27 protein-coding genes are annotated in these 24,718 nt (G+C 69.9%); 11 read left to right on the top strand and 16 right to left on the bottom strand.

Features of this window, described 5'->3' with window-relative positions; genetic code table 11:
- Window positions 1–71: 71 nt before the first annotated feature.
- Together SROS_RS43585 and SROS_RS43580 are read right to left on the bottom strand one after the other, a co-directional pair.
- On the bottom strand, window positions 72–536 hold the full coding sequence (locus tag SROS_RS43585) for a MarR family winged helix-turn-helix transcriptional regulator (RefSeq protein WP_012895382.1): 465 nt from the start codon (window positions 534–536) through the stop codon (window positions 72–74).
- A 109-nt stretch (window positions 537–645) separates the two neighbouring features.
- Window positions 646–1,293 (bottom strand): O-methyltransferase, encoded by a 648-nt coding sequence (locus SROS_RS43580; RefSeq protein WP_012895381.1) that lies wholly within the window; start codon window positions 1,291–1,293, stop codon window positions 646–648.
- Between the two features lie 480 nt (window positions 1,294–1,773).
- Here SROS_RS43580 and SROS_RS43575 point away from each other — a divergent pair, with 480 nt between their 5' ends.
- The 3 genes from SROS_RS43575 (at window position 1,774) to SROS_RS43565 (ending at window position 5,853) form a co-directional block, all read left to right on the top strand.
- Complete coding sequence (locus SROS_RS43575; RefSeq protein ID WP_012895380.1) at window positions 1,774–3,840, top strand: vWA domain-containing protein; 2,067 nt, start codon at window positions 1,774–1,776, stop codon at window positions 3,838–3,840.
- The gene (locus tag SROS_RS43570) at window positions 3,837–5,402 is read left to right on the top strand and encodes an extracellular solute-binding protein (RefSeq protein ID WP_012895379.1); all 1,566 of its coding nucleotides are present in this window, start codon (window positions 3,837–3,839) and stop codon (window positions 5,400–5,402) included. The genes SROS_RS43575 and SROS_RS43570 overlap by 4 nt, the downstream gene beginning before the upstream one ends.
- A gap of 76 nt (window positions 5,403–5,478) precedes the next feature.
- On the top strand, window positions 5,479–5,853 hold the full coding sequence (locus SROS_RS43565) for a DUF2267 domain-containing protein (RefSeq protein WP_012895378.1): 375 nt from the start codon (window positions 5,479–5,481) through the stop codon (window positions 5,851–5,853).
- Between the two features lie 25 nt (window positions 5,854–5,878).
- On the opposite strand, the gene SROS_RS43560 is transcribed toward SROS_RS43565, so the two are convergent.
- Window positions 5,879–6,706, bottom strand: a complete 828-nt coding sequence (locus SROS_RS43560) for an aldo/keto reductase (RefSeq protein ID WP_281047989.1) — start codon at window positions 6,704–6,706, stop codon at window positions 5,879–5,881.
- 86 nt (window positions 6,707–6,792) lie between these two features.
- Between SROS_RS43560 and SROS_RS43555 the strand changes: the two genes are divergently transcribed.
- A complete protein-coding gene (locus SROS_RS43555; protein WP_012895376.1) occupies window positions 6,793–7,041 on the top strand; it encodes a hypothetical protein in 249 nt (82 codons plus the stop codon).
- A gap of 30 nt (window positions 7,042–7,071) precedes the next feature.
- The gene (locus SROS_RS43550) at window positions 7,072–8,991 is read left to right on the top strand and encodes a glycoside hydrolase family 15 protein (RefSeq protein WP_012895375.1); all 1,920 of its coding nucleotides are present in this window, start codon (window positions 7,072–7,074) and stop codon (window positions 8,989–8,991) included.
- Here the strand turns inward: SROS_RS43550 and SROS_RS43545 are convergent.
- The 7 genes from SROS_RS43545 to SROS_RS43515 all read right to left on the bottom strand — a co-directional run bounded on the left by SROS_RS43545 (window position 8,924) and on the right by SROS_RS43515 (window position 14,968).
- Entirely contained in the window at window positions 8,924–9,793 is an 870-nt protein-coding gene (locus tag SROS_RS43545) for a universal stress protein (protein WP_148269409.1), read from the bottom strand. The genes SROS_RS43550 and SROS_RS43545 overlap by 68 nt on opposite strands.
- A gap of 396 nt (window positions 9,794–10,189) precedes the next feature.
- Window positions 10,190–10,999 carry a signal peptidase I gene (lepB, locus tag SROS_RS43540; RefSeq protein WP_012895373.1) on the bottom strand — a complete coding sequence of 270 codons (810 nt, stop codon included), beginning with the start codon at window positions 10,997–10,999 and terminating at the stop codon, window positions 10,190–10,192.
- Between the two features lie 491 nt (window positions 11,000–11,490).
- Complete coding sequence (locus tag SROS_RS54145) at window positions 11,491–11,613, bottom strand: hypothetical protein (protein ID WP_281047988.1); 123 nt, start codon at window positions 11,611–11,613, stop codon at window positions 11,491–11,493.
- 585 nt (window positions 11,614–12,198) lie between these two features.
- Window positions 12,199–12,711, bottom strand: coding sequence for an AAA family ATPase (locus SROS_RS43530; RefSeq protein ID WP_012895369.1), 513 nt, complete (start codon window positions 12,709–12,711; stop codon window positions 12,199–12,201).
- A gap of 322 nt (window positions 12,712–13,033) precedes the next feature.
- On the bottom strand, window positions 13,034–13,738 hold the full coding sequence (locus SROS_RS43525; RefSeq protein WP_012895368.1) for a phosphatase PAP2 family protein: 705 nt from the start codon (window positions 13,736–13,738) through the stop codon (window positions 13,034–13,036).
- A gap of 53 nt (window positions 13,739–13,791) precedes the next feature.
- Window positions 13,792–14,451 (bottom strand): phosphatase PAP2 family protein, encoded by a 660-nt coding sequence (locus tag SROS_RS43520; protein ID WP_245564500.1) that lies wholly within the window; start codon window positions 14,449–14,451, stop codon window positions 13,792–13,794.
- A 133-nt stretch (window positions 14,452–14,584) separates the two neighbouring features.
- The gene (locus SROS_RS43515; protein ID WP_012895366.1) at window positions 14,585–14,968 is read right to left on the bottom strand and encodes a hypothetical protein; all 384 of its coding nucleotides are present in this window, start codon (window positions 14,966–14,968) and stop codon (window positions 14,585–14,587) included.
- Window positions 14,969–15,153: 185 nt separating this feature from the next.
- Here SROS_RS43515 and SROS_RS43510 point away from each other — a divergent pair, with 185 nt between their 5' ends.
- The 5 genes from SROS_RS43510 to SROS_RS43490 all read left to right on the top strand — a co-directional run bounded on the left by SROS_RS43510 (window position 15,154) and on the right by SROS_RS43490 (window position 18,041).
- Window positions 15,154–15,624 carry a GAF domain-containing protein gene (locus SROS_RS43510; protein WP_012895365.1) on the top strand — a complete coding sequence of 157 codons (471 nt, stop codon included), beginning with the start codon at window positions 15,154–15,156 and terminating at the stop codon, window positions 15,622–15,624.
- 141 nt (window positions 15,625–15,765) lie between these two features.
- A complete protein-coding gene (locus tag SROS_RS43505) occupies window positions 15,766–16,377 on the top strand; it encodes a GAF and ANTAR domain-containing protein (RefSeq protein WP_052317161.1) in 612 nt (203 codons plus the stop codon).
- The gene (locus tag SROS_RS43500) at window positions 16,374–16,718 is read left to right on the top strand and encodes an STAS domain-containing protein (protein WP_012895363.1); all 345 of its coding nucleotides are present in this window, start codon (window positions 16,374–16,376) and stop codon (window positions 16,716–16,718) included. The genes SROS_RS43505 and SROS_RS43500 overlap by 4 nt, the downstream gene beginning before the upstream one ends.
- Before the next feature lie 11 nt (window positions 16,719–16,729).
- Window positions 16,730–17,797: a quinone-dependent dihydroorotate dehydrogenase gene (locus tag SROS_RS43495; protein ID WP_012895362.1), complete on the top strand. Its 1,068-nt coding sequence runs from the start codon at window positions 16,730–16,732 to the stop codon at window positions 17,795–17,797.
- 40 nt (window positions 17,798–17,837) lie between these two features.
- A complete protein-coding gene (locus tag SROS_RS43490; protein ID WP_012895361.1) occupies window positions 17,838–18,041 on the top strand; it encodes a heavy-metal-associated domain-containing protein in 204 nt (67 codons plus the stop codon).
- Window positions 18,042–18,128: 87 nt separating this feature from the next.
- Here SROS_RS43490 and SROS_RS43485 read toward each other — a convergent pair whose 3' ends face one another.
- From SROS_RS43485 to SROS_RS43470, 4 genes are all read right to left on the bottom strand, one after another.
- On the bottom strand, window positions 18,129–19,766 hold the full coding sequence (locus SROS_RS43485; protein ID WP_012895360.1) for a beta-N-acetylhexosaminidase: 1,638 nt from the start codon (window positions 19,764–19,766) through the stop codon (window positions 18,129–18,131).
- A 35-nt stretch (window positions 19,767–19,801) separates the two neighbouring features.
- Window positions 19,802–20,659 (bottom strand): N-acetylmuramoyl-L-alanine amidase, encoded by an 858-nt coding sequence (locus tag SROS_RS43480; protein WP_043654167.1) that lies wholly within the window; start codon window positions 20,657–20,659, stop codon window positions 19,802–19,804.
- Between the two features lie 64 nt (window positions 20,660–20,723).
- Entirely contained in the window at window positions 20,724–20,972 is a 249-nt protein-coding gene (locus SROS_RS43475) for a hypothetical protein (protein WP_012895358.1), read from the bottom strand.
- 121 nt (window positions 20,973–21,093) lie between these two features.
- Complete coding sequence (locus SROS_RS43470) at window positions 21,094–22,179, bottom strand: LacI family DNA-binding transcriptional regulator (RefSeq protein ID WP_012895357.1); 1,086 nt, start codon at window positions 22,177–22,179, stop codon at window positions 21,094–21,096.
- Window positions 22,180–22,315: 136 nt separating this feature from the next.
- Here SROS_RS43470 and SROS_RS43465 point away from each other — a divergent pair, with 136 nt between their 5' ends.
- A complete protein-coding gene (locus tag SROS_RS43465) occupies window positions 22,316–23,005 on the top strand; it encodes a TetR/AcrR family transcriptional regulator (protein WP_012895356.1) in 690 nt (229 codons plus the stop codon).
- Window positions 23,006–23,161: 156 nt separating this feature from the next.
- On the opposite strand, the gene bldC is transcribed toward SROS_RS43465, so the two are convergent.
- Both bldC and SROS_RS43455 read right to left on the bottom strand, forming a co-directional pair.
- The gene (gene bldC, locus SROS_RS43460) at window positions 23,162–23,365 is read right to left on the bottom strand and encodes a developmental transcriptional regulator BldC (RefSeq protein ID WP_012895355.1); all 204 of its coding nucleotides are present in this window, start codon (window positions 23,363–23,365) and stop codon (window positions 23,162–23,164) included.
- A gap of 319 nt (window positions 23,366–23,684) precedes the next feature.
- A complete protein-coding gene (locus SROS_RS43455) occupies window positions 23,685–24,542 on the bottom strand; it encodes a DUF8083 family protein (RefSeq protein ID WP_012895354.1) in 858 nt (285 codons plus the stop codon).
- Window positions 24,543–24,718: the final 176 nt, after the last annotated feature.

Raw genomic sequence — 24,718 nt, 5'->3', positions numbered from 1 at the left:
TCCGCGAGGAAGTTGAGTTCGTGCCACGAACAATATTAGTTCGTGGCGCGAACTGCAATTCCTTCTCGGGCTCAGCGCGTGTGATCCGGTTCCATGAAGACGACGGGGGCCTTGTTGTCGGTCACGACGCGGCCGAGCAGGGCGGCGAGCGTGTCGTGCTCCTCCGGGGCGAACCCCGAGGTCAGCTCCTCGATGCGGCGGCAGGTCTCGGTGTAGAACTCGTCGGCGAGCTTGGCGCCCTGCCCGGTGAGCGCCACCCTCACCGCACGGTGGTCCTGGGGGTCCGGCTCGCGCTGGACCAGGCCGTTGCGCTCGCTGCGATCGACCAGGCCGCTCAGGCTCGACTTGGCCAGGCCGAGCACCGCGCCCAGTTCGCTCATGCCGTACGGCTGCGCCATCAGGACGCACAGCAGCTGGCCCTGCTGCTGGGTGAGGCCGTACTCGCGGGCGGAATCGGCGTACACGGCATTCACCAGGAACGTGGACCGCACCAGCGCGGCCACTGTCCCGATCCGGCCGTCAACATGCTTGCTCATCGGCCCACGGTAACAAATTCGTGGGACGAACTACCGCTTCCGGGCACAGCCCGATGAGAGCCCGCCCGGACAGCGGTAATCCCTCCCCGCCCATGGGACTTGCGGGAGTTCAGCGCCTGCGGGCGAGGGTGACGCCGTCGCGCACGGGCAGCATCACGGAGTCGACGCGCTCGTCCCCGACGACGGTCTCGTTCATCCGGCGCATGGCCACGTCGGCCTCGTCCTGGAAGGCCGGGTCGAGCACGCGGCCTCCGCGCAGCACGTTGTCGAGGACGATCAGGCCGCCGGGGCGCAGCCGTACGACCAGTTCCTCGTAGTAGAGGGGGTAGCCGACCTTGTCCGCGTCGATGAACGCGAAGTCGACGACCGGCTCGGCGGGGAGTGCCCGCAGGGTCTCGACCGCCGGGGCGATCCGCAGGTCGATCCGGTCGGCCACGCCGGCCCGGTCCCAGTAGCGACGGGCGATCGAGGTCCACTCGTCGCTGACGTCGCAGGCGAGAAGGTGACCGTCCTTGGGCAGGCCCCGGGCGATGCAGATCGACGAGTATCCGGTGAACACTCCTACCTCGACGGCCCGTCGCGCGCCCACCAGCCGGACCAGCATGGTGAGGAACTCGCCCTCGTCGTGGGAGATCTGCATGCCCGCGGAGTCGGGGAAGGCCTCCCGCGTCTCCGCGGCCAGTTCGCGCAGCAGGTCGTCGGCGGGTGTGCAGTGGGAGAGCAGATAGTCGTTCACGGCGGGGTTGACGATGTCCATGTCGTCTCCTTCGGATGTTCTTCTCACGGCGGGGTCGCCGGTCGGCCGCGAGCTCTTCGCGGGGGCGGGGCGCGGGAGGCGGCGGCCGGCGACGCCCCGCACCCCGGCCGGACAGCCCGAGGGTGAACCTTACGGGTCGCCGCTCGACCTCCACCGGGCCGGCGTCCCCGGTCTTCCCGTGGAGCGGCGGCGGCCGTCCCCGGCGGCACCGCCCGGGCACGCGGGCGGAGAATTGCGATGATCCACCATCCGAGCATTTTATGACAACAAATATTGATATATAAGGGAGTGCAAAATATGCATATATCTACATTTGCTCCAGGCGTCCTGGAAAGGATAAAGGAAATCTGGCTATCCGCCGCGCCAGGCGAATGAGGCGATTAGGATTTAACGCGACCGGCGAGGTGAAGGGGGATCATCTCCCGTCCATGATCGTTGTGAAGTTCCGTCGTCGAAATCGTCGAACAGGCAGTGGTCTCCATGGCCGGATCCTCTCCCTCCCCGCCCGGCGACGGCTCGCGAGGGCCGGACGGGGATCCGTCCGGCCTCACCCCCGCGAAGCTCAGGGAGATCGCGCTCACCGCCCTGATCGGCGGCGGCGTCACCGCCCTTTTCACCCTGCTGGTGGAGGGCATGCGGGCACTGGGAACGGGTCTCACCCTGCTCATCAGCGCGGTGATCGGCCTGGCCGTGGCCGTTCTCCTGACCCTGGGCCATTTCTCCAGGTTCCTCCGACGGCTGTTGGAGCCGGTGAAGCGGGTCGTCACGCGCCGCCGTGCCGCGGCGACGGCCGGGACCGGCGGCCCGGATCGGCCGCCGAGCCGGAGACGTCAGCGGCTGGAACGGGCCGTGCTCAGGCTGTCGGCCGGTTACGTCGGCGTCCTGCTCGGCGCCGCCGTCGTCATGGTCCCGTGGGGAGCCGTCAAGGGCGGGGCGTGGCTGAGCCACAGAATCCAGCCCCCGGACTGCGAGCGGCCGCTGGAACTGCGCGTCATCACCGCTCCCGAGAACGTTCTCGCCCTGCGCGAGAGCGTCGCCCTGTTCATCCGGAGCAGGCTGGTGGACGGCTGCGCGCCGTACGCGATCTCGGTGGGGGTCGCGCCGTCGATCGGCGAGCTGGCCTACGCCCTCGGCGACAACTGGTACCGCGACGACGTGCGCCAGGAGGGGGGCGAGCCGTTCCGCCGCCTGTACGGCCCGCGTGCCGACGCCTGGATCGCCACGAGCACCGGTGAGGCCGATCTGGTCTCCGACGAGATGAGGGCGGGTGGCGCCACGCTCCGCATCGGCCCGGCGGTCGCGTCCGACCGCCTGGTGATCGGCATGATCAGCGGGCGGGCCGAGGACATCAGGGAGAGGCTCCCGCTGGAACGGCCCGGCAGTCACAGCCTGCGGGACCTGTGGACCGCCATCCGATCGGAGGCCGGCATGTCGGTGAGCTACCCGCAGCCCGAGCTCTCCACCGCCGGGCTCGCCGCCGTCTCCGACCTCCTGCTCCTCGACGGCGAGGCGGACGGCACGGCGGACGGCGAGGCGGACGATGCGGCGGACGACGTGGTGGATCGGGAACAGCGGGGGATCGTCGCCGAGAGCGTCAGCTCCCTGCTCTGCCAGTTCAAGACCGCGGCTCAGGGAACCGGGGGCGAGAACCTCGCCCGGAGCCTGGCCGTGGTGGTCCCCTTTCACAGCCTCACGGACTACAACAACGGAAGGTTCAACGACCCCCGCTGCCCGGAGGGGGCGTCGAGCGGAAGGAACAAGCTCCGTGAGTTCTCCTCTCCGGGGCTCTCCAGGCTGGACTACCCGTTCGTCACGATCGACTGGCCGAAGGAGCGGAGCGGGGAGCGCGCGGCGGGGCTCGACCTGTTGCGCGGATGGCTGACCACCCACCCGCTCTTCGGCGATGGTGCCGGGGGGAGACCGGAGACCGGAGCGGCGGTGCGCGGCCTGAAGGATCTGAGAGACGCCCAGAACGAGTTCTTCGACCTCCTTCCCCGCGTCGACGCCGAGATCGCCCTCGACGTGTCCGGCTCGATGGCCGCCCCGCCCCGGTCCCTGCTCGTCCGGCTGCGTGAGGCGTTTCCCGACGTCAAGCCCGTGATCACGCCGCGAGACGACCTCACGCTGAGCTCCTTCTCCAGGGTCGGTGGGAAGACCCGGGTCAGGGAGCTCCAGCCGTCGGTGAGCCGTGAGGAGTTCGACGAGCTCACCAAGAGCGTCATCGGCGCGACGGGGCGCGGCTCCGACGCCCCCGTATCGGACATGATCATGAATCTGAACGGGCGTGCCGGGTCACCCGGGCGCGCTCTCGTCGTCGTGACCGACGGAGGCGTATTCGACAACGAGCGGCCGGGAGAGAGCGTCGGCAGGACGCTCGCCCGCGCATCCCACGTCACCGACCTCTACGTCCTGGCCCTCGGCGACAACGGCTGCGACCGCTCTCCCCCGCGGCGCGGGAAATACCGGGCCTGCGTCGAGACCGGCACCGACATGCAACAGGCGCTGAGACATCTGATCTCCAGCATGCGCGGAGAGGCCCGGCGATGAGCGCGATCCGACGCCCGCGTGATCTGCTCCGCCGGTTGGATCCGGCCCAGCGCCGCTGGGGCGGCGCCGGGCTGGTGGCCGGGCTGGCCCTGGCGTCGGTGCTCGTCTCCCTCACCGGGAAGGGCGCCCCGCCCTCCGTCTCCTCCTTCACCGGCTGCGGCGGGCCGAACCGGCTCACCGTGGCGACCGGCGCCGACATCACCGCCGGGAGCTTCCGCCGCGACCTCATCGAGGAGTGGAACCGTACGCACACCACCCAGGTCACCCTGGTGGAGGTGGCCGACCGCACCGACGAGGAGCGGGCCGAGATGGTGGGCCGGGCCCGGCTGGGGAGCTGCGCCTACGACGTGTTCTCCGTGGACGTCGCCTGGATGGCCGAGTTCGCCCGCAGCGGCTACATCCGCCCGTACCCTCTCGAACCTGGAGAGGCCAACCGCTACGTGGACAACGTTCTGAAAGCCGGCCAGGTGGACGGTGTCCAGTACGCGGTGCCCTTCGTCACCGACGTGCCCCTCCTCTTCCACCGTCGTGGCGTACCCGTGCCCGCCACGATGGAGCAGCTCTGGAAATACGCCGCCGAGAACGGCGGATACTCCGTACAGCTCGGCGACTACGAGGGAGGGACGGTCAACCTGCTGGAGGCGATCCGGTCCGCGGGCGGGAGGGTCACCGACGGCGAGCGGATCGTGGTGGACGAGGGAGACTCCGCTGAGGCCGTGCGCGAGGCGCTCTCCCGCTGGCACGCGCTGCTGGAGAAGGGGGTCCTGGCGCGCGGCGCGGAGAACTTCTCCAAGGAAGACACCTTCAGCACCTTCCGGAACGGATTCCTGGAGCGGGGGTCGAAGAACTCCGTGGAGGAGAGCAGCCTCCGGGCGTTCCGCGACGACGACGTCGCCTACATGCGCAACTGGCCGTTCGCGTTCCACCGCCTGGCCACGGACCGTTCGATGTACGACGACCAGGGACGGCTGCGCTTCGGGATGGCCGCGCTACCCGGGACAGGCATGCTCGGCGGGTTCAATCTGGCGATCTCCGCGCATTCCGGCAACCCGGCCAAGGCCAGGACGCTCATCGACTTCCTGACCGGGCACGACGCGCAGATGAAGCTGTTCGCATGCAGCGGATACCCTCCCGTCCTCGAATCCGTCTACGAGGAGTACGCCAGGAATCCGCGCACCTGCGGCCAGTTGCTGGCCGCCTCCGGGACGGCCGCCGACCCCACCGCCGGGAAGGGCACCACGGCCCCGACGGACGGTCCCACCCCCGTGCCCGCCGGCGAGGACACCGAGCTCACCGGCCCCATGCTCCAGGACCTGGCGGCGAAGATCCACCAGGCCCTGCGCACGGCCGAATCGCGTCCGCAATATTCCTATTACGCCACTTTCAGTGAGGTGTTCCGTTCGTGCGCCCGCGCGGTGGTCACCGGCGACCTGCTCGCGAAGGAGCTGGATCTCGCCCGGTTCGCCGACGCCCTGCGCGACGCGCGGCAGGGCAGAGCGCCCGCGGAAACGGTCAGGTCGCTCGCCCACTGCGGGAAACCCGAAGGGCGGCAGGGGCAGTGAGACCAGGGCTGATCCCGTCCCGGACGTTCGATTCCCGCACCGACCGGGAAGGCTAGCCGGTCAAGGGGGGATCGATGTGGAATACAAGGAGTTCGTTCAGACGGTGGCGGAGCGTGCCGGTCTGTCGCGCGAGGAGGCGGCGGATCTCACCCGCGCGACGCTCGGCGCGCTGGGGGACCGGCTGAGCGCGGGGGAGGCCCGCCACCTCGCGCTCCAGCTCCCCGAGCCGCTGCGGGAGTCGCTTCCCGTGAAGGACAAGAGCGAGCAGTTCGGGCTCCACGATTTCGTCGTGCGGGTGAGCAACCGGACCGGCCTGACCGTGCAGGAGGCCACCGGCGGCGTCCGCGCCGTCCTCACGACGCTGCGCGAGACGATCCCCGGCGAGGCCTTCGACCATGTCATGTCCCAGCTCCCCGGTGAGTTCCAGGAGATGGTCGAGTCCACGACCTGACGGTAGAGGGCCGCCCGCGCCGTGCTCACAGCATTTCGAGCGGCCTTCCGCCGAGCGGTGGCGGGAACGCCCCGTCCAGCGACGTGAAGTCGTCCTCGGTGAGGCGGAGGGCGAGGGCCGCGTGGTCCTGCCGGACGTGCTCCCGCGTCCCCGCCTTGGGAATGATGACGACACCGTCCTCGCGCAGCACCCAGGCGAGGGCCACCTGGGCCGGGGTGGCTCCGTGCCGCTCCGCCACGGAACGGAGCGCGGGATGGGTGAGCATCCGGCCCTGCTCGATCGGCGAGTAGGCCATGATCGGCAGGCCCTGCCCGCGGCACCAGGGCATCAGGTCGTACTCGACGCCGCGCCGCATCAGGTTGTAGAGCACCTGGTCGGTCTGTACGGCCTCCCCGCCGGGAAGGGCCACCACCTCTTCCATGTCCGCCACGTCGAAGTTGCTCACGCCCCAGCTCCGGATGCTCCCCCGGCTCACCAGCTCCTCGAAGGCTCCCACGGTCTCCTCCAGCGGCGTGGGGCCCCGCCAGTGCAGCAGGTAGAGATCGAGCCGGTCGGTCCCGAGGCGGCGCAGGCTGCCCTCGCAGGCGGCGATCACGCCCTTGAACGTGGCATGCCGCGGCAGCGCCTTGCTGACCAGGAAGACCTCGTCCCGGTGGCCGGCGATCGCCTCGCCGACGAGCTGCTCCGCCTTGCCGTCGCCGTACATCTCAGCGGTGTCGATCAGCGTCATGCCCAGCTCCAGGCCCAGCCGCAGCGCCGCGATCTCCTCTCCCCGGCGCGAGGGGACCTCGCCCATGCGCCACGTCCCCATGCCGAGAACCGCGACCTCACCGCCGGACGGAAGCTTGGTCATGCGCATGGCGGACCTCCCTAAAGGCCGACTCTCGCTGTCAGGCAGTGCCTTCCGAACCGCGGGCTCAGGTGCATAAAGTCGATGGTATGACGGTCATCATCGGTCTTGCCGGTGCGGGGCGCCGGGCCGCCGAGGCCGAGATCTCCGGTCCGGGTGGCGCCGCCGTGATCGACCGCGTGGCGGCGGCCGGTCCCGACGCGATCGGCACGATGCGCCGGGAGTCCGTGGCAGCGGTCGGGCAGGGCATCCCGTACGGACTGGACGTACGGGACGGCCTCCGCCTGCGGCAGGTGATCGAGGCCGCCGGGACCGGCCTGATCGCCGGCGAGGCCTGAGCGAGATCTCCAGGGAAAGCAGGCCATCCCATGACCCTGGATCCACCGGCGGGCGTGCTCTGCGACGCCTCACCGTTCCCGCCCATCGCGGACTACGGCTTCCTGTCCGACTGCGAGGTCACCGCTCTGGTCGCGCCGAGCGGAAACGTGGAGTGGCTGTGCCTGCCCCGGATGGACTCTCCCAGCGTGTTCGCCGCCATCCTGGACCGGGACGCCGGAGGGTTCCGGATCGGTCCCGCGGACCTCAGGGTGCCGGCCGCGCGCCGCTACCTGCCGGGCACCATGGTGCTGGAGACGAGCTGGGGCACGCCGACCGGCTGGATCATCGTCCGTGACCTGCTGCTCATAGGGCCCTGGCATCACGACGAGGAGCTGTCGAACACGCACAGGCGGGCCCCGACCGACTACGACGCCAGCCACGTGCTGCTGCGCACGGTGCGCTGCGTCAGCGGGGAGGTGCAGATCGCCCTCGACTGCGAGCCGGTGTTCGACTACGGGCGCAGGCCGGCCCACTGGATCTACACGGACCGGGGCTACCACCAGGGCGCCGCCCGGGGAGACGGGGTGAATCTGGAGCTCAAGCTCACCACCGACATGCGACTGGGGTTCGAGGGGTCGCGGGCGACCGCGCGCACCCTGATGAGAGAGGGGGACACCCGCTTCTGCGCGCTGTCGTGGACCGTTCACGAGCCGCCCTACACCTTCGCGGAGGCATACGGACGGCTGGTGTGGACCGCCCACCACTGGCAGCACTGGCTTGCCAGAGGCGACTTCCCCGACCACCCCTGGCGCAGCTTCCTGGAGCGCAGCGCCCTCACCCTCAAGGGCCTGACCTTCGCCCCGACCGGAGCGCTGATCGCGGCGGCGACCACCTCCCTGCCCGAGACACCGGGCGGGGACCGGAACTGGGACTACCGCTACAGCTGGATCCGCGACTCGACCTTCGCCCTCTGGGGCCTCTACACCCTCGGATTCGACTGGGAGGCCGACGACTTCTTCTGGTTCATCGCCGACGTCGCGGAGAGGGACGAGGAGCTTCAGGTCATGTACGGCGTCGACGGCGAGCGTGACCTGGAGGAGCACATCCTCGACTATCTGGACGGCTACGAGGGGGCCAGACCCGTCCGGGTCGGCAACGCCGCCTACAAGCACCACCAGCACGACGTCTGGGGGGCGGTCCTCGACTCCTTCTACATCCACACCCGGTCCCGGGACCGCCTGGACGAGCGGATCTGGCCCATCCTGAAGCGCCAGGTCGACGCCGCCATCAAACACTGGCGGGAGCCCGACCGCGGTATATGGGAGGTGCGCGGCGAGCCCAAGCACTTCACCTCGTCGAAGGTCATGTGCTGGGTGGCGGCCGACCGGGGCGCGCGGCTCGCCCGGCTCCGCCAGGACTTCCACCTGGCCGCGCGCTGGCAGGCGTCCGCCGACGAGATCCACGCCGACGTCTGCGCCAACGGAGTCACCGAGCGGGGGGTCTTCAGGCAGCACTACGGCACCGATGCCCTCGACGCGTCGCTCCTGCTCCTCCCGCTGGTGCACTTCCTGCCGCCCACCGACCCCAGGATCCGCGACACCGTCCTGGCCATCGCCGACGAGCTGACCGTCGACGACCTGGTCATGCGCTACCTGCCGAAGGAGACCGACGACGGCCAGGCCGGGGACGAGGGGACCTTCACGATCTGCTCGTTCTGGCTCGTGTCGGCGTTCACGGAGATCAGGGAGGAGAGCCGTGCCCGCAGGCTCTGCGAGAAGGTCCTCTCCTTCGCCAGCCCCCTCGGTCTCTACGCCGAGGAGATCGACCCCGTCACCGGACGCCACCTGGGGAACTTCCCCCAGGCCTTCACCCATCTCGCCCTCATCAACGCGGTCATCCACATCATCCGGGCCGAACGCGGCTCGCTGACCTCGAAGACATGGCGAACGCCCGCGACGGGATCACTGTGACCGTGCACGACGCGCCGCGCAGCAGTGACTGGGAGACCAGGCCGAGCGGCAGCTCGACCGGGTCGTCCTGCTCGCGGTCGTTGACCACCAGCAGGTCCGCGTGCTCGGCCGCGCTGTGCATCACCGCCGTGTGAGGCCGCGTCTCGATCATGGTCTCCACGTTCACCTGGGGATACTTCTCCTCCCACACCGAGATGGTGCTGTGGAAGCGGGCCGCCAGCGGCCGCGTGTCCTCTAGCCCCTCGGGGCACAGGCAGATCGCCAGCAGCGTGGCGTGCCGCAGCTTCGCCTCCTCGAACGCCGTCCCGAGACCCGACCGCTCCACGTTCGCGCCCTCCACCCCGACCACCACGCGGCCCGTGGCGGGCCGGCCGGACTCCCTGACGACGGCCACCGGGCAGTACGAGTGCGCGGCCAGCTGCATCGCGGTCGAGCCGATCTGCAGCTCCTCGAAGCCGCCCGTTCCGCGCGGCCCGACCGCGACCAGCTCCGCGGTGGACGACTCGCCCACCAGGACGACCGCCGACGACCCCGTCACCAGCTTCCCCCGCACCTCCAACCGGGGCGCCAGGCTGCGCGCGAGGCTCACTCCCGCGTCGAGCACGTGCTGGCCCATCCGCCGTACGGCCTCCAGCGTCTCGGGGGAGACGGGCGGCATGGGATAGGACCACTGCCAGGCATGGCAGACGACCAGGGGAACGAATCGCATCCGGGCCTCGTTGACGCCCCACCGGAGAGCCTGCTGGCTCGCTGTCGAACCGTCGTATCCGGCGACCACCGGCCGCCCGTCATCTGCCTGCATCGCGACCTCTTCCCCCTGCTTCCCCTTGTTCCCCTCATCTCCATAGTTGTCTTGTTCACGGGTGATGGCGAGCGCCACGCCAGGTCAGAGGGCTTCCTTTGGCGTAGGGCATGCGCGCGCGAGTGGCACACGGGCATGCGGACGCGAGCCGTACGACATGCGGACGCGAGCCGTACGGCATGCGCGGGACTCCGGCGGCACGCGTAGGCGGGGTGAGGACCAGGCCGGCCCTCTCGGTGCTCCGGTGGGGGAGGGAAGGCCCGGGGAAGCGTGGTTTCTCCCCGGGAGAGCGTCGGAGCCGCTCCGGCGTGGCGCTCAGAGCCGCTCCGGCGGTGGCTTCGGCGTGGTCCTCAGCGCGCTGCTCCGGCGGTGGCGGTCAGCCGTCCCGGGTGGCCGTCAGAGCCGCTTCAGCAGGCGGCGACGGCGCCAGAGCACCAGGGGCATCGCCCCGGCGACCCCGAGCAGGAACGGCGCCCCACCGCCGATCGCCCCGGCGGCCTGGAGCGCGGGCTGGGAGAAGGTGTCGGGGATCGGGAGCGTGGTGGCGCGGGAGAACGGCCACACGATCACGAAAGCACGGCCGATCACCTGGTCGACCGGGATCGTGCCGCCTCCGGGGTCGCCCTGGTGGGAGCGGGAGTCGTACGACACCGAACGGTGGTCGCCCATCACCCAGAGCCGCCCCTCCGGCACCTTGATCTCGAAGTGCCTGCCCGACGGCTTGTCGTCGGGGTAGATGTAGCTCTCCTCCTCCAGCGGCACCCCGTTGACCGTGATGCGGTCCTTGGCGTCGCAGCACTTCACGACGTCACCCGGCACACCGATGACCCGCTTGATGTAGTCCTTCTCGCCGGGCACCACGCCGAAGACGGTGCCGGCCCAGTTGAAGAACGCCGCGACCGGGTTGGACGGCTCCGGGAGGTCGACCTCCCCCTTCCACGAGTCGACCCCGGAGAAGACCACCACGTCGCCGCGCTCGATGTCACGGGTGTGGTAGACGAGCTTGTTGACCAGGACCCGGTCGTTGACGAGGAGCGTGTTCTCCATCGACTCCGACGGGATGTAGAACGCCTGGATGACGAAGCTCTTTATCAGCAGCGCCAGCAGAAGGGAGACCGCGACCAGCAGGGGGAACTCCAACCAGAACGAGCGCTTCTTCTTGCCGCTCTTGGCCGACTGCTCGATGTCTTCGGCGACCACGTGCACCTCGTCCTCGGTGGGGCGGCGTACGCCGTAGCCCGGTCTTCGCTAGTCAACGCTGACGAGCCTAAATCATTCTCGCCGCCGGCACCCCCCGTTGAGATGCTCAAAGAGCGTGAGGATCGCCACCCGGTGCCGCGGGACGAGAGCGCGCGGATCGGCGGGGAGACGGAGCACGCTCCGCGTGCCCGCCGTCCGGTGGGCGACCGCACCGGCGACCTGTCGCTAGGCTCCGAGGCATGAACCGTCGGATCGTCGCCATAGTGGTGCTTATCGGACTGATCGGGACGAGTGGTCTCGCGGTGGTCGCGTCCTGGGGACTGTCGGGCTGAACCCGCGCCGCCGGCGCCGTGGCACGCCGCCCGCGGGCCGGAGTGAGACGCCGAGCCGCGGCACGGGCTGGAGTGAGACGCCGAGCCGCGGCACGGGCTGGAGTGAGACGCCGAGCCGCGGCACGGGCCGGATGCCGCGGCGGCTCACTCGACGGCCTGGCTCGCTCAGACGTTCACCATCGTGGCCTGGCCGGGGAGGCGCTCCTGCTGCTGCGGCTGCTGTCTCTGCGCCTCGGGCTCCGCGGGAGCCTCCGTGGCGGGCGGGCAGGTGCAGTATCCGTTGGTCACGATCAGGCGCCCTCGCTGCGGCGTGTACGTGCGGGAGTCGCTGGCGAGGAGAACACCTGTGCATGTATGGCAGAGAACGGGTTGGGGGTCCATGGGACGGCTTCCTTCCTGAGGGTAGCCGTCGAACACCGCTGGGTCCGGCCGGCCGGCTGCTCCTGCCCTAAAGAGGAGTCTTCAATCTCTCTATCGGGCCTTTATCTTACTTGATAGCATAGGGTAGTCATTCAATTGCAGATAGTGACAAGCGTGCGTTGTTCCACACCGCCGAATGTAGCCGCCCGGGGACTCGCGTGATCTAAAACCGGATAGGAAGTGGGGGAAAACACCCCTATATCACTGCCGCCCTTTTCTACCGGTTGTGGTTTTTCCCACTCTTTTTCTACCCGGCCCCGCCGCCCCGACGGCCCCGCCGTCCCACGGTCCGCCGCCTTACGCCCCGTCGCCCCGCTGCTTACGCCTCGCCGCCTCGCTGTCTCGCCGCTTCGCGCCTTACGCCCCGTCGCCCCACGCCTCGCGCCCCGTCGCCCCGCTGTCTCGCCGCTTCGCGCCCCACGCCCCGCGCCTCGTGGTCCGTGGCTCGCCGGCTCACGGCTCGCTGTGCGCGTGGGCGAGGATGTCCTCGACCGTCTCGGCGGGCGTCTGGTCCGAGGTGTCGAGCCAGAGGCCGATGCGGGGGGTCTGCCTGCGGAGGATGTGATCGAGCTGCTGGATCGCCCAGGCGTCGTAGGCGTTCTTTCCCCGCGCCGCCTCACGCTCGGCGACAACCTCGGGGCGCGGGGCCAGCACGACCACGGACAGCGGCCGGGTCTTGATCATGGCCACCATCTCGGCCAGGTGCTCGCCGAGGATCACGTCCTGCGCGACGACGGTGAAGCCGGCCCGGGTGTAGCCCTCGCTCACCGTCGCGGTCAGCCGGTGGCGCAGCCGTAGCTGGTCCAGGGCCTCCGGGGAGGGGGTGGGCGTCATGTCCGCCCTGCCGTTGACCACCATGCGCCGGAAGCCGTCGCCGCGCACGTGCACCGACCGCGGCAGCCGTTCCGCCAGCAGTTGCGCGACCGTCGACTTGCCGGACGCCTGGATGCCGGTGATGACAAACACCTTCGCGACCTCCTGTGTTGGGTGGGCGCGACCGGCGCCCGGTCGCGCGGACGGTGCGCTTGATCGCTGACGCGTCCCGTGTTCCGCCGACCGTACCGCCGCACCCTCCGGCCCCCCGCGGATCCGGCCCCGGCGCGCCTCACCGTGGCGGGGCATGCGGCCACCCTGGTGCCCCCGCCACGGCAAGGCGCGGGCACGCGGTCACCTTGTGCGCGGCGCCCGCACGACCTGCGACGGGGACGAGGCCGCCGCGGTGGTCTCCGGAGGATCGAGGAGGAGCCGGCCGCGGCGGAGCGCGCGATCGTGGACCCGGGCGAGGTCCCTATGCCGTGACCTTCTGCTGCACCACCGGCCGTTCCCCGGCCACCGGCCGCCGCCGGAGCAGCGCGTTGGCGGCCACCGCGATGCAGACCGCGCCGAGCAGGAGGCCCCAGCTCACGTCGCTCAGGTGGTGCATCCCGCGGTACATCCGGGAGTAGGCGATCCCCAGCGGGACCGCCAGGCCGACGGCCCACCACAGCACGTTGAGAATCTTGTAGCGGTGGGTGTGGAGGGTCAGCACCAGGGCGACGGCGCAGTAGAACCCGACCGCGGCGCTGGTGTGGCCGGAGGGGAAGCTGGAGGTGGGCGGCGCGGGGTCGAGGTGCTGGACCAAGGGCCGCTTGCGCTGGGAGAAGACGGTCGCCAGCAGGAAGATGGCCGACTGGGAGAACACGGCCAGGAGCAGGAAGATCGACTCGTTCCAGCGCTTGAACGCCAGCCGGAAGACGACGATGAGCACCGCGGTGGCGATGATGATCGTCGGCATGTCCGACAGCTTGGTCATCTTGTCCGTGATGTCGTTCAGGAACGCCGTGCGACCGTCTACCAGCTGCTCGTTGACCCCCTGGTCGTTGGCGATCAGAGTGGTCGTCTGCAGGACCTTGGTGATGAGCAGCCCGACGCTGATCGTCAGGACGGCCATGATGGCGAGTGGCAGCAGGATGAGACGGGCCACGCCCTTGAAATCGACCGACGTTTTAGACATGGCGCCCGAGCTACCCTCGTTTTTACCTTAAGAACACCTCGGGATCCTTACCTTCAGGACGCCTCGGGCTCGACGCCTTCCTTGTGCGGCTCGACAGGCCTGCGCCCCTCGGACCGGCGCCAGCTCTCGAACCCCGCGACGATCCCCGCGACGACCACGACGCCCAGCGCGATCCCCGCGACCACGTCGCTGAACCAGTGGACGCCGAGGGCGACCCGGCTGTAGGCAACGAAGACGGTCAGGACCGCCGCGACGGCCCATGAGGCGAGGCGGGAGGACCAGCTCCGCAGGTAGGGCAGCAGGAGAAGCACGAGGACGCACGTGCCCGTCGCCGCACCCATCGTGTGCCCGGAGGGGAACGAGGCGCCCGGTGCCCATGACACCGGGTCGGGCAGGGCGGGCCGGGCCCGATCGACGATCTCCTTGACCGCCAGGTTCAGCAGGCCGCTGACGGTGATCGTGACGACCGCCCAGACCGCCAGGCGCCGCGCGCCCCGGAACCAGAACCAGGCCGCGGCCATCACCACCAGCGCGCGCCACACGTTCGGGCCGAACACCTCCGTCGCCACGTTGAGGAATCGCGCGTAGCCGGGATTGGCCAGGGCGTACGCATGGAGCCGGTGGGCCACGCTCTCGTCGAAGTCGTTCAGCGGCGCGAAGGAGGACATCACGAAGACCAGCAACAGGATGAACGGCACCGAGAAAAGCGCCACGGCCGCCGTCGCGACCGTGAGCCGCACGCCCAGCCGACGGTCCGAATCATGATGATCTTGACGATCGAGTAGCCTGACCATCGTTTATGGCTACCCCATGGCTGAGGGATATGCCTCAGTTCACCGGCGAGCCTCAGGCGGCGTGTCGGCTCTCCCGCCGGGTGGTCCAGCGCAGCACGTCGCAGTGGCGCCGCTCGGCCTCGGCGAGCGCGGACGCGTCGGTGTAGGAGTCGAGCACGGCCCTCAGGTGCGGCATCTGCTCGGAGACGTCGGCCCACGCCTGCGTGGGGTCGTCGGAGCCGAGCTCGATCAGCGCGTCCAGATGCGCGGCGTAGGCCGTCCACCACTGGCGGCTCAGCTCGGCCAGGAACCCGTCCAGACCGCCGAACTCCCGCTGGATTTCGGACTCCCACCAGGGCGGTACCGTGGTGTTGCCGGTCTCCGCCATATCGCGGAGCACGACATGCACCAAAGTGCGACGCCGACGGACGATGGCGGAACGTGACAAGATGCTCATGTCCCTACCTTGTCGCCCCCAGTTTGCGAAACGCTTAACGATCTATTGACGACAATGTGCGGCCATAGCGCGATAAGCAGGATTGGGAACCGCTTGGCCGGAGTCATCGCACACCACTAGTCTTCAAGCTGCAGTTCATTCCGCCTTGCGTCCGCGGATCTACCTCAACGCGGAGAAAGCCTCTTATGGCCCAAGGTGTCGAATTCCCCCAGCTCGTCAACCGTACTATGAACGCCCTCGCGGTCGAGCTCGGGGCTGACGGCGCGGCCCTGATGCCGGTCGACGACCACGACCGGTTACGCGCGGGCGCCGGACCCGACGACGAGGGCCTGCGGCTGGAGCCGGTGCGGGAGCGGACGGGCTCCGGACCGGCGGTGGGGAGTCTCGCCCGCGGTGCGGACGTGGCGGTCGACGACCTCCGGGCCGCCCGCCCCCTCGGTTCTTCCGCCCTGGCCGGGCGGGTCCCCGGGATCCGCGCGGTGCTGACGGTGCCGCCGCGCGCGGACGACCGGCTGATCGGCACCCCGAATTTCCACGACCGTGACAGCCGTGAATGGCCGCCCGCGAAAGTCCGGGCGGGAGAACGCCTCGGCGAGCTCATGGTGATGGTCATGCGGACCCTCGCCCATAAGACATTCATTCCTGGGCAGTCGTAGTGAGCAAGTCAAGTAACCAGGTCGACGCTGAAAGGCGCCACACATATGACGCACATTGACCCGGAAGCCCTGGTCGCCAGTCTGAGACGGCTTCAGACGACCTCGCCCACGACAGGCATAGTCCATCAGCTTGAGCGGGCTGTGGATGTCGTGGACACGCTTTTCGGCTATTCGGGTGCGGGCCTGATGTTTGCGGAGGAGGGCAAGGATCTGCGCTACTTGGTCGCCACCGACGACCGGGGCCGCAGCCTTGAGGGAGCCCAGCTCCACCTCGGCCAGGGTCCGTGTGTGTCCGCCTACGAAGAGAACACCGCGGTGACCTCGTTCGACGTGCATGTGGATCCGCGCTGGCCGAAGCTCGCCGACCGGCTCCACCCCGAGGTGCGGGCGGTCGCCGGAGTGCCGGTGCGGCTTGGCGGAGACCCTGTGGGCACCTTGAACGTCTACCAGTCCGAGCCCTACAACTGGGATGAGTCGGATATCCAGGCTCTTTACGCCTATGCCGACGTGATCGAGCAACTGCTCACCGCGGCGATGGCGGCCGAGGAGAAGAGCGCCCTGGCCGATCAGCTCCAGTACGCCCTCGACTACCGGGTGATCATCGAGCGGGCCGTCGGCTACCTGATGGGCAAACACGATCTCACCGCCGCCCAGGCCTTCACCGGCCTGCGCAAGCAGGCCCGGGACAGCCGCCGCCGGGTCGCCGACCTCGCGGCTGAGGTGCTCGGTGAGGGGGCCGGCGAATTACGGTGATCAGGGTCGTGCCGCCGGCGGCCGGCACCGACAGGGCGGAGATCTCCGTATACGGCGATCTCGACTCCGTCATCGGTCTCGAGCTGCGACGCGTCGTGGCCGGGCACACCGCCGCGCATCTGGTGCTCGACCTGGCCCACGTGGGTTTCCTCGACTGCGCGGGCGCCAGGGCCCTGCTCTGGGCGGACGGGCACGTGTGCGGCCGGGGTGGTGTGATGGTCATCCGGAACCCCTCCGACCTGGTCCTCCGGCTGCTCCGCCTGCTCCGGTTCGACCGGCATCTGCTGATCCGCCAGTCCGGTGACACGGCCGGGGCGAGCCCCGGCCCGCCGGGGGACTAACCTGATCGGTGATGTATCGATTCGTGTTCACGCAGCTCCTCAGCCGCATCGACCCGGAGGATGCGCACCATCTGACGGTCGGCGCGCTCCGCCTTCTCTCGGTGACGCCCGTGGTCAAGCGGCTCGTCCACCGCCGGCTCGCGCCGCGCGACCCCGCCCTGCGCGTGCAGGCCTTCGGAGTGCACTTCCCCGGCCCCTTCGGGCTGGCGGCGGGCTTCGACAAGGACGCCGGCTGCGTGGAGGCCATGTCCGCACTCGGCTTCAGCCATGTCGAGGTCGGCACGATCACCGCGCACGCCCAGCCCGGAAACGCCAGGCCCCGGCTGTTCCGCCTGGTCAAGGACCGGGCGATCATCAACCGGATGGGCTTCAACAACGCCGGCGCGAGCGCCGCGGCGCGGGCGCTGAGCAGGCCCCGCGGTGTCCCGGCGGTGGTCGGCGTCAACATCGGCAAGACCAAGGTCGTGCCTGAGGCGGAGGCCGTCCACGACTACGTGGCCGGCGCCAAGGAGCTGGCTCCGCTGGCCGACTACCTGGTCGTCAACGTGAGCTCGCCGAACACGCCCGGTCTGCGCAACCTCCAGGCCGTCGAGCTCCTGCGCCCGCTGCTCCAGGGGGTCAAGGAGGTCGCCGACAGCACCCCCAGGCGCACCCCGCTGCTGGTCAAGATCGCCCCCGACCTGGCCGACGACGACGTGGACGCGGTCGCCGACCTGGCCCTCGAACTCGGGCTCGACGGCATCATCGCGACCAACACCACGATCAGCCGCGAGGGCGTCTCCAGCACCGAGCCCGGCGGCCTGTCCGGCCGCCCGCTGAAGGCCCGCTCGCTGGAGGTGCTGCGCAGGCTCCGCGCCCGGGTGGGCGACCGCCTGGTGCTCGTCTCCGTCGGCGGCGTCGAGAACGTGGACGACGTCTGGGAGCGCCTGCTCGCCGGGGCCACCCTGGTCCAGGGCTACAGCGCGCTGATCTACGAGGGCCCCCTCTGGGCCCACCGCATCCATCGCGGGCTCTCCCGGCGCCTGCGCCGTCACGGTGTCAGGGACCTGCGCGAAATCATCGGCCGCACCGCGACCTGAGTAATACCCTAGGCGGGTAACCCTGGACATTGGAGGCGCGATGAGCGTGAGCACATATACCGTCACCGGCATGACCTGCGGCCACTGTGTGAGCTCGGTCAAGGAAGAGGTCGGCGAGGTCCCCGGCGTTACCGGGGTCGACGTCGACCTGCAGAGCGGCCGGGTGGACGTCTCGGGCGACCCCCTCGACGACGCCGCCATCCGCGCCGCCATCGCGGAAGCCGGCTACGAGGTGGCCGGCTGACCGCACGGCCCTGATCCGCGCAGGCCCGTCCACCCTGGCCGCTGTTCCCCGGACGACCCCGTCAACCCTCGTGGGGCCTGCGGGGATTCACATGCTCGGCCGGGTGGAGTCGGCGAGGTGGGTCATCTCCTCCAGGTGCCCCATGACCTCGTCCACCTTGACGACCCCCGGGCGGTGGCGGCGGCGCCCGGTGCCGCCGAGCTGCCAGGGGCGCGGGCCTGCCGGCGGGCGGTACTCGACCCCCAGCGCGTCCAGGCGGCCCAGGTGCCCTTCGAGCCGCTCCCCGAATCCGGGCCCGGCCGAGCCGGACCAGACGACCTCGGCCAGCGCGCAGCCTCGCGGCCAGGCGCGGTAGTCCACCGCCCGGCCGTCGGGCAGGCGCTCGCTCCACAGCTGGAACTGCGCCCCGAGCACGTGCTCCCGCTGCTCGGCCGTCCACGACTCCGGTGCGGGAGCGAAGGTCGCGACGTCCGACACGGTGATCGCGTCGCCGATGGCGAGCGGCTCCTCCTCCGAGGAGGTCTCGGCGTAGTCGAAGTACAGCGGGAAGACCGGTGTCTGCACCACGTCGTGCCCGGCCTCGGCGGCGCGCCGGGCCACGCCCGGCCCGCGCCACGGCATCACGATCGTGTCGGGCCGCAGCATGCCGCTGACGAACGCCTCGTCCCAGACGATCGCCCGGCTGCCCCGCTCGGCCAGCAGGTCCGCCAGCCGGCGCAGGAACCAGGCGTGCAGGCCGCTCAGGCTCTCCAGGCCGAGCTCCTCCTGGAACGCGACGATCTCCGCTGAAGCAGCCCAGTCGTCGAGCACGCACTCGTCCCCGCCGAGGTGCACATAAGGCGTCTCGCCCAGCGCGCCGCGGATCTCGTCGATCACCGAGGTCAGGAAGTCGACCGTCGGGGGGAGCGGGGACAGGATCGCGGGGGAGATGCCCCACCGGTCCAGCACGGGGAAGGGCTCGGGCTCCCGGCCGCCGGTGGCCCGCGCGTCGAGCGAGGGGTAGGCCGCGAGGATCGCCGAGGCGTGTCCCGGCACGTCGATCTCGGGCACGACGGTCACGGCCCTGGCCCGCGCGTAGGCGGCGATCTCCGCGAGGTCGTCCAGCGTGTAGTAGCCGCCGTGCGGCACCTCGTCGTAGACCGGGTCGTCCTTGTGGTGGCTGGTGATCGTGCGCGGCCGGTGCGAGGCCACCTCGTGCAGCCTGGGGGCGACCCGGCTCTCGACCCGCCATCCCTGGTCGTCCACCAGGTGGAGATGGAGCCGGTTCAGCTTGTGCGCCGCCATGAGGTCGACCATCCGCAGCACCTCGCGCTTGGGCAGGAAGTGCCGCGCCACGTCCAGGTGGACGCCGCGCCAGGAGAACCGGGGCGCGTCCTCCACCCGGCCGCACGGAACGGTCCAGCCCGCCTGGGCGACCGTCCGGAACGCCCCATGGGGGAGCAGCTGCCGCAGGGTCTGGCCGGCGTAGAAGGCCCCCGCGCGGTCTCCGGCCGTGATCCGCACGCCGGTGGCCGTCACCTCCAGCGTGTAGGCCTCCGCGTCCAGCGCCGCGTCCCGCTCCACCACGATCGTTCCCGCCTCCGCCGGCCGCGGATCAAGCACGGCGAGCGCGAGCCGTACCCCGTCCACCAGCTCGGCGGGACCGGAGACGGGGGTGCCGGGAGAGAGCGGGAACGAGCCGTCGGCAGGCGCAAAGACAGCGGGACGCGGCAGAAGGTCAGTCATGCCTCAAATAATGCCAAATTGGACTAGACCACGCATTAATTGAGGTATTTCTGCAGCCCGTCGGCGAGGGAGAGCGCCAGCTTCTGCCGGAACGCCGGGTTCTGGAACTTGGCCGCGTCGCCCGGGTTCCTCATGTTGCCGGACTCGACGAAGATCTTGGGAACCGTGGAGAGGTTCAGGCCGCCGAGGTCGTTGCGGAAGCTCAGGGCCTTGCTGCCGATGTAGGTGGAGTACGGCAGGCCGGCGACCGACTTGATGGAGTCGCGGACGTCGAGGCCGAGCCTCCTGGACGAGTCCACCACCGGGTCCACCGGACCGTTGATCTTCTTCGGGATGATCACGTGGAAGCCGTGCCCGGAGGCGGGAGCCCCGTCGGCGTGGACCGAGATCGCCGCGTCCGCCTTGGCCTTGTTGCCGATCGCCGCGCGCTCGGTGATGCACGGGCCCACGCCGGAGTTGCTGGACCTGGTCAGCTTGACCGTCGCGCCGCGCTCCTTGAGGATCTTGGCCAGGCGCTGGGAGACGTCCCAGGTGAAGGCGGCCTCGCTGTAACCGTTGTCGGTGGCGGTGCCGGTGGTGTCGCAGGCCTTCCACTGGGTCAGGACGTTGACCTTCTTGTTGATCTTCGAGGGATGCTTGTAGTTGAGCCCGTTGTGCCCCGGGTCGATGACCACGACCTTGCCGCTCAGCGGCTGGGCCGGGGCGCTCTTGCCCGCCGGGGGAGTGGCCGTGGCGGGCAGCGCCGCCCTGGTGGCCTGGGCCACCGGCTGGGAGGCGGGGCCGTCGTTCCGTGCCGAGCCCGCGGTGGCGCCGCCGACGGTGCCGCCGCAGGCGGCGGCGCTCAGGCCGCACACGACAAGGGCCGCCGCGAATGCTTTGCTGGTCACGTTCATCCCCCTCGAAGGAAATCCGTCAACCACCCAACCTACGCGGCCCGGCGTCGTGACTCGGCCGTTGTCACCAGACGTGTTCCCCCGTCTCCTGCTTCTGCAGGAGTGAGGCGAGTTCCCTGGCGTCCTCGGCGTCCAGGCCCAGGACCACTCGCGGACGCCCCCATGGATGGTCGATCGAATGGGCCACGTAGCTCGCCACGGATTCAGCGCCGGCGTCCCCGTTCCGGCCCCGGGTGGCGCGCCAGTGCGCCCACGCCCTCTCCAGCTCGGCAGCCGCGCGCTGGGCGCAGGACACCAGTTCCGGATCACGCATTGTTACCCCCTCTCGTCACATCTGAGTCAACACCAGGGCTCCGCCGCCATTTCGATGCTTGACCTGTTTTTGACGAGTCCTAGGGGCCGCCTGGGCGTGGTGTAACGCTCCAGGCGACCCCCTACCCCTGGGCGGGGCCGGTGCTGCGCCGTACGACGAGCTGGGGGGTGACCTGGCGCAGGCGCGAGGTCTTTCCCGGGTCGCCGATCCGGTCGCTGAGCAGTGTCGCGGCCGAGCGGCCCATCGCCCGGCGGGGCTGGTCGACGGTGGTCAGCGAGATCGGCTGGGCCCCCGCGAGATGGGTGTTGTCGTACCCGATCACCGAGAGGTCCTCGGGCACCCGCAGGCCCAGCTCGGCCGCCGCGGCGAGCACGCCTATGGCGACCGCGTCGTTGGCGGCGAAGATCGCGGTGGGCCGGGGGTCGCGGGTCAGCAGCTTCCGCGCGGCCAGCGTGCCGCCCTCCTCGGTGCAGTCGCCCTGCTCGACCATGATGTACGGCGCCAGCGCGTGCCTGCGCATCGCGACCAGGTAGCCCTCGCAGCGGAACCGTCCGGACGAGGAGCGGGTGCCCTCGATGTGGGCGATCCGGTGGTGGCCGAGCTCCACCAGGTGGTCGATGGCCAGGCGGGCGCCGAGTTGGTCGTCGTCCACGACGATGTCCACGCCGCCGAGATCGATGTCGCGCTCGCCCACCACGACCGTCGGCGTGTAGCCGGTGGCCTCGATGAGCGTCTCGCTGGTGGGCGCGATGCCGAGCAGCACGAGCCCGTCCACCCGCAGTTCCAGGAACGCCTCGACCGCCTCGTCCTCGAACGCCGGATCCCACTGGCTGTTGCCGATGAGCAGCCGGAGCCCGTCGCCGTGCAGGCTCTCCTGCAGGCCGTCGAGGAACTCGGCGTAGAACGGGTTGTGCAGGTCGGCGACGAGCGCCCCGACCAGATGGGTGCGGCCTTCGACCAGGCTGCGCGCGACCGCGTTGGGCCGGTAGCCGAGTTCTCTGGCCGCCTGTAGCACGGCTTGCCTGCGGTGCTCGCTGACGTGCGGCGAGCCGCGCAGGACAAGCGAGACCAGTGATTTGGAGACACCGGCCCGCTCGGCCACGTTGCGGATCGTGGGCCGTGGGCGTGGTCCGAAGCCGTCCGGCGAGACGGGTTCGGCGAACCCGCGGGCTCGGGTGGCGGTGGTGTTGACCGACGGTCCTGACATGGCTCTCCCCCGGGATGGTGGATGGGCACCTGTCACTCAAAACGATCGAGTTCCGAATGGGGTACGGCTTCCGCCCAAGGGAACTCCGATCTTGACGTCACCGTCGCCGTGGATGGACTCCGATAGTCTGCGGACTGTGGGTTCGACATCCGGAGCCGCCAAGCAGGACAAACCTGCGGCGGAGGGCGCGCGACCGGCGCGGCGCAGGCTCAGCGTGGACCGGCGTCGTGAGGAGCTCATGGCGGCGGCTCTGGAGCTGTTCAGCACGCGCGACGCCGAGGACGTCTCCATCGACGACGTGGCCTCGGCGGCGGGCGCGTCGCGGGCCCTGGTCTACCACTACTTCGGCGGCAAGCAGGAGCTCTACGTCGCCGCGCTGAAGAGCGCCGCGGCCCAGCTGGAGGCGCGGCTGCGGCCCCCCGAGGGCGGCCGCCCGCTCGACGATCTCGCCGGAGGGCTGGCGCGCTACTTCGACTTCGTCGAGGAGCACGCGGCCGGTTTCGCGGCGCTGCTCAAGGGCGGCCCCGCCAACCGCAGCGGCGAGATCGGTGAGATCGTCGACAGCGTCCGGCACCGCCTGTTCCGCCTCATCATGAAACAGATGCGGGTCGACGAGCCGGGGCCCGCGCTCCGCATCACGCTGCGTTCGTGGATCGCCTCCGTCGAGACGGCCGGTCTCGACTGGCTGGAGCACCGGGACATCGAGCGCCCGGCGCTTGAACGCATGCTGGTCGATCAGATGGTGGCGCTGCTCGGAGTGGCCGCGGCTCACGATCCGCAGGTCGAGCAGCTCCTTGAGGGCCTGGTCCGCGAACACGCGCCGTAGCCGGCCGGGTCGCGGAAGGTCGGCGAGGGCCGTACGGGACGATGCCGGGGCGGCGCCGGGCGGGCGACGCCGCTCCCCACAAACAACCCGTGTGGCCTACGCGCTCACGCGGTGGGCGCACACGTGGTTCCCCCCAGGTCCGTGACGGCCCCCGTCTTACTCGGTGCGCTGCTGCGGAATCCCCGCGAGCAGCGCGCGAACCTCGGTCTCCCGGTAGCGGCGGTGCCCACCCAGGGTGCGGATGGACGTCAACTTGCCGGCCTTCGCCCACCGTGTAACGGTCTTGGGATCGACGCGGAACATGGTTGCGACCTCCGCCGGGGTGAGCAGCGGCTCTGCCTCGGGTGTACGAGCTGACATTTGTGCGGCCTCTCCTCCATGTGGACCGGCGACAGCGATCCTGCGACTTGACGCTTGTCACGGATGTCCCCCTATGGCCCCTTGCGTGCGGCTGTTCGGGCCATATGCGGCATCACCCGATGTGACCATACAGCCACGTAGAGCGATTGGCGAGCCTTTGAGTGGCTCATCTCTCTTGTGTACCTGTTGTTGTCACGCTCGGTGATTCTAGCGACACGTTTCGTGGTATCGCAGTGAAAACGGCAAACTACTCAGTTCGTAGACGTGTCGCCGGTCATCGACCGAACTACTTATGCAGGTCAGAGGGATGATTTGCGACTCAGTTTGCTGATTCGAGAAGTTGTATTGATCGCCAACGGAGAATCACCCGCTGGTACATGGCGAAGGCCAACTCTTCCTCGCCGGTTTCCAGACCGGTGATGGCCGCCGCGAGCTCCGCCGCCGACTGGTCGGCCCGGAGCTTCTCGGCGTCCATGAGATGGACGATGCCGCCGTAGTCGAGCTCCACCAGCGAGTGCGGGTGGAACTCCTCCAGCCACCGCGCCACCTCCTCGACCTCGGCGGTCACCGTCACCTCGCCCACCTGCCTGCGGATGATCTGCAGGGCGCGGGCGGCGCGGCGCCGGGCGTGGGCCATGGAGGTGACGTAGATGAGGTTGCGGGTGGTGGTCGTGCCCCCGGGCCCCCGCTGCCCGTCGAGGACCAGCCAGCGCTCGTTGCCGTCGAAGGGAACGAACCACGACGTGGGAACGTGCCATGTCGAGGTCCGGATGTGGGTGCGCAGGGCGGCCGAGCCGCTGCGGCGCTTGAACCTGTCGAAGTCGTCGGCCGTCTGCTCCGCGACGGAGACCGGCACGAACCGCTCCATCAACCGCACCGGCGTCGCCCCGCGGAAGCGCGAGAAGGCCAGCCACGACCGCAGCCTGCTCTGCCAGGGGCAGACGTAGAGCACGTCCTCCACGCGTCTGAGATAGGCGTTGGGGCTCTCCTGGGCGGGCGCCGGGGTGGGCGGAACCCCCAGGAGGCGGAGGACCGCCTCGCCGTGCTCGGCGTGGAGCGCGCTCGCGCGGCGGGGCCGGTCGGCCGCCTCGGCGTAGGCGGCCCACGAGGCGCGTTCCGACGGGGTGAACGCGGTCAGTGGTTCATAGACACGGAGGTACGCGGCATAGGGCAGCACGACCGCATCGTGTCACGAAGGACCTGCTGTTGTCCGGTATCGACCCTGTGTGGGCCGTGGCGTCGCTTGTCGTGTCCCGAGTGCCGGGGTGGCGCCACCTGTCGCGTCTCGGGTAATGAGAACGCGCCGTTCTTCCCATCGTTCCACTCCGAGTTCTGGTTACGCTGAGAGTGATC

This window comes from Streptosporangium roseum DSM 43021, from assembly GCF_000024865.1.
GTDB lineage: Bacteria > Actinomycetota > Actinomycetes > Streptosporangiales > Streptosporangiaceae > Streptosporangium > Streptosporangium roseum.
Note: the sequence above shows the minus strand (reverse complement) of the source record. Positions and strands in the feature narration are given on the sequence as shown.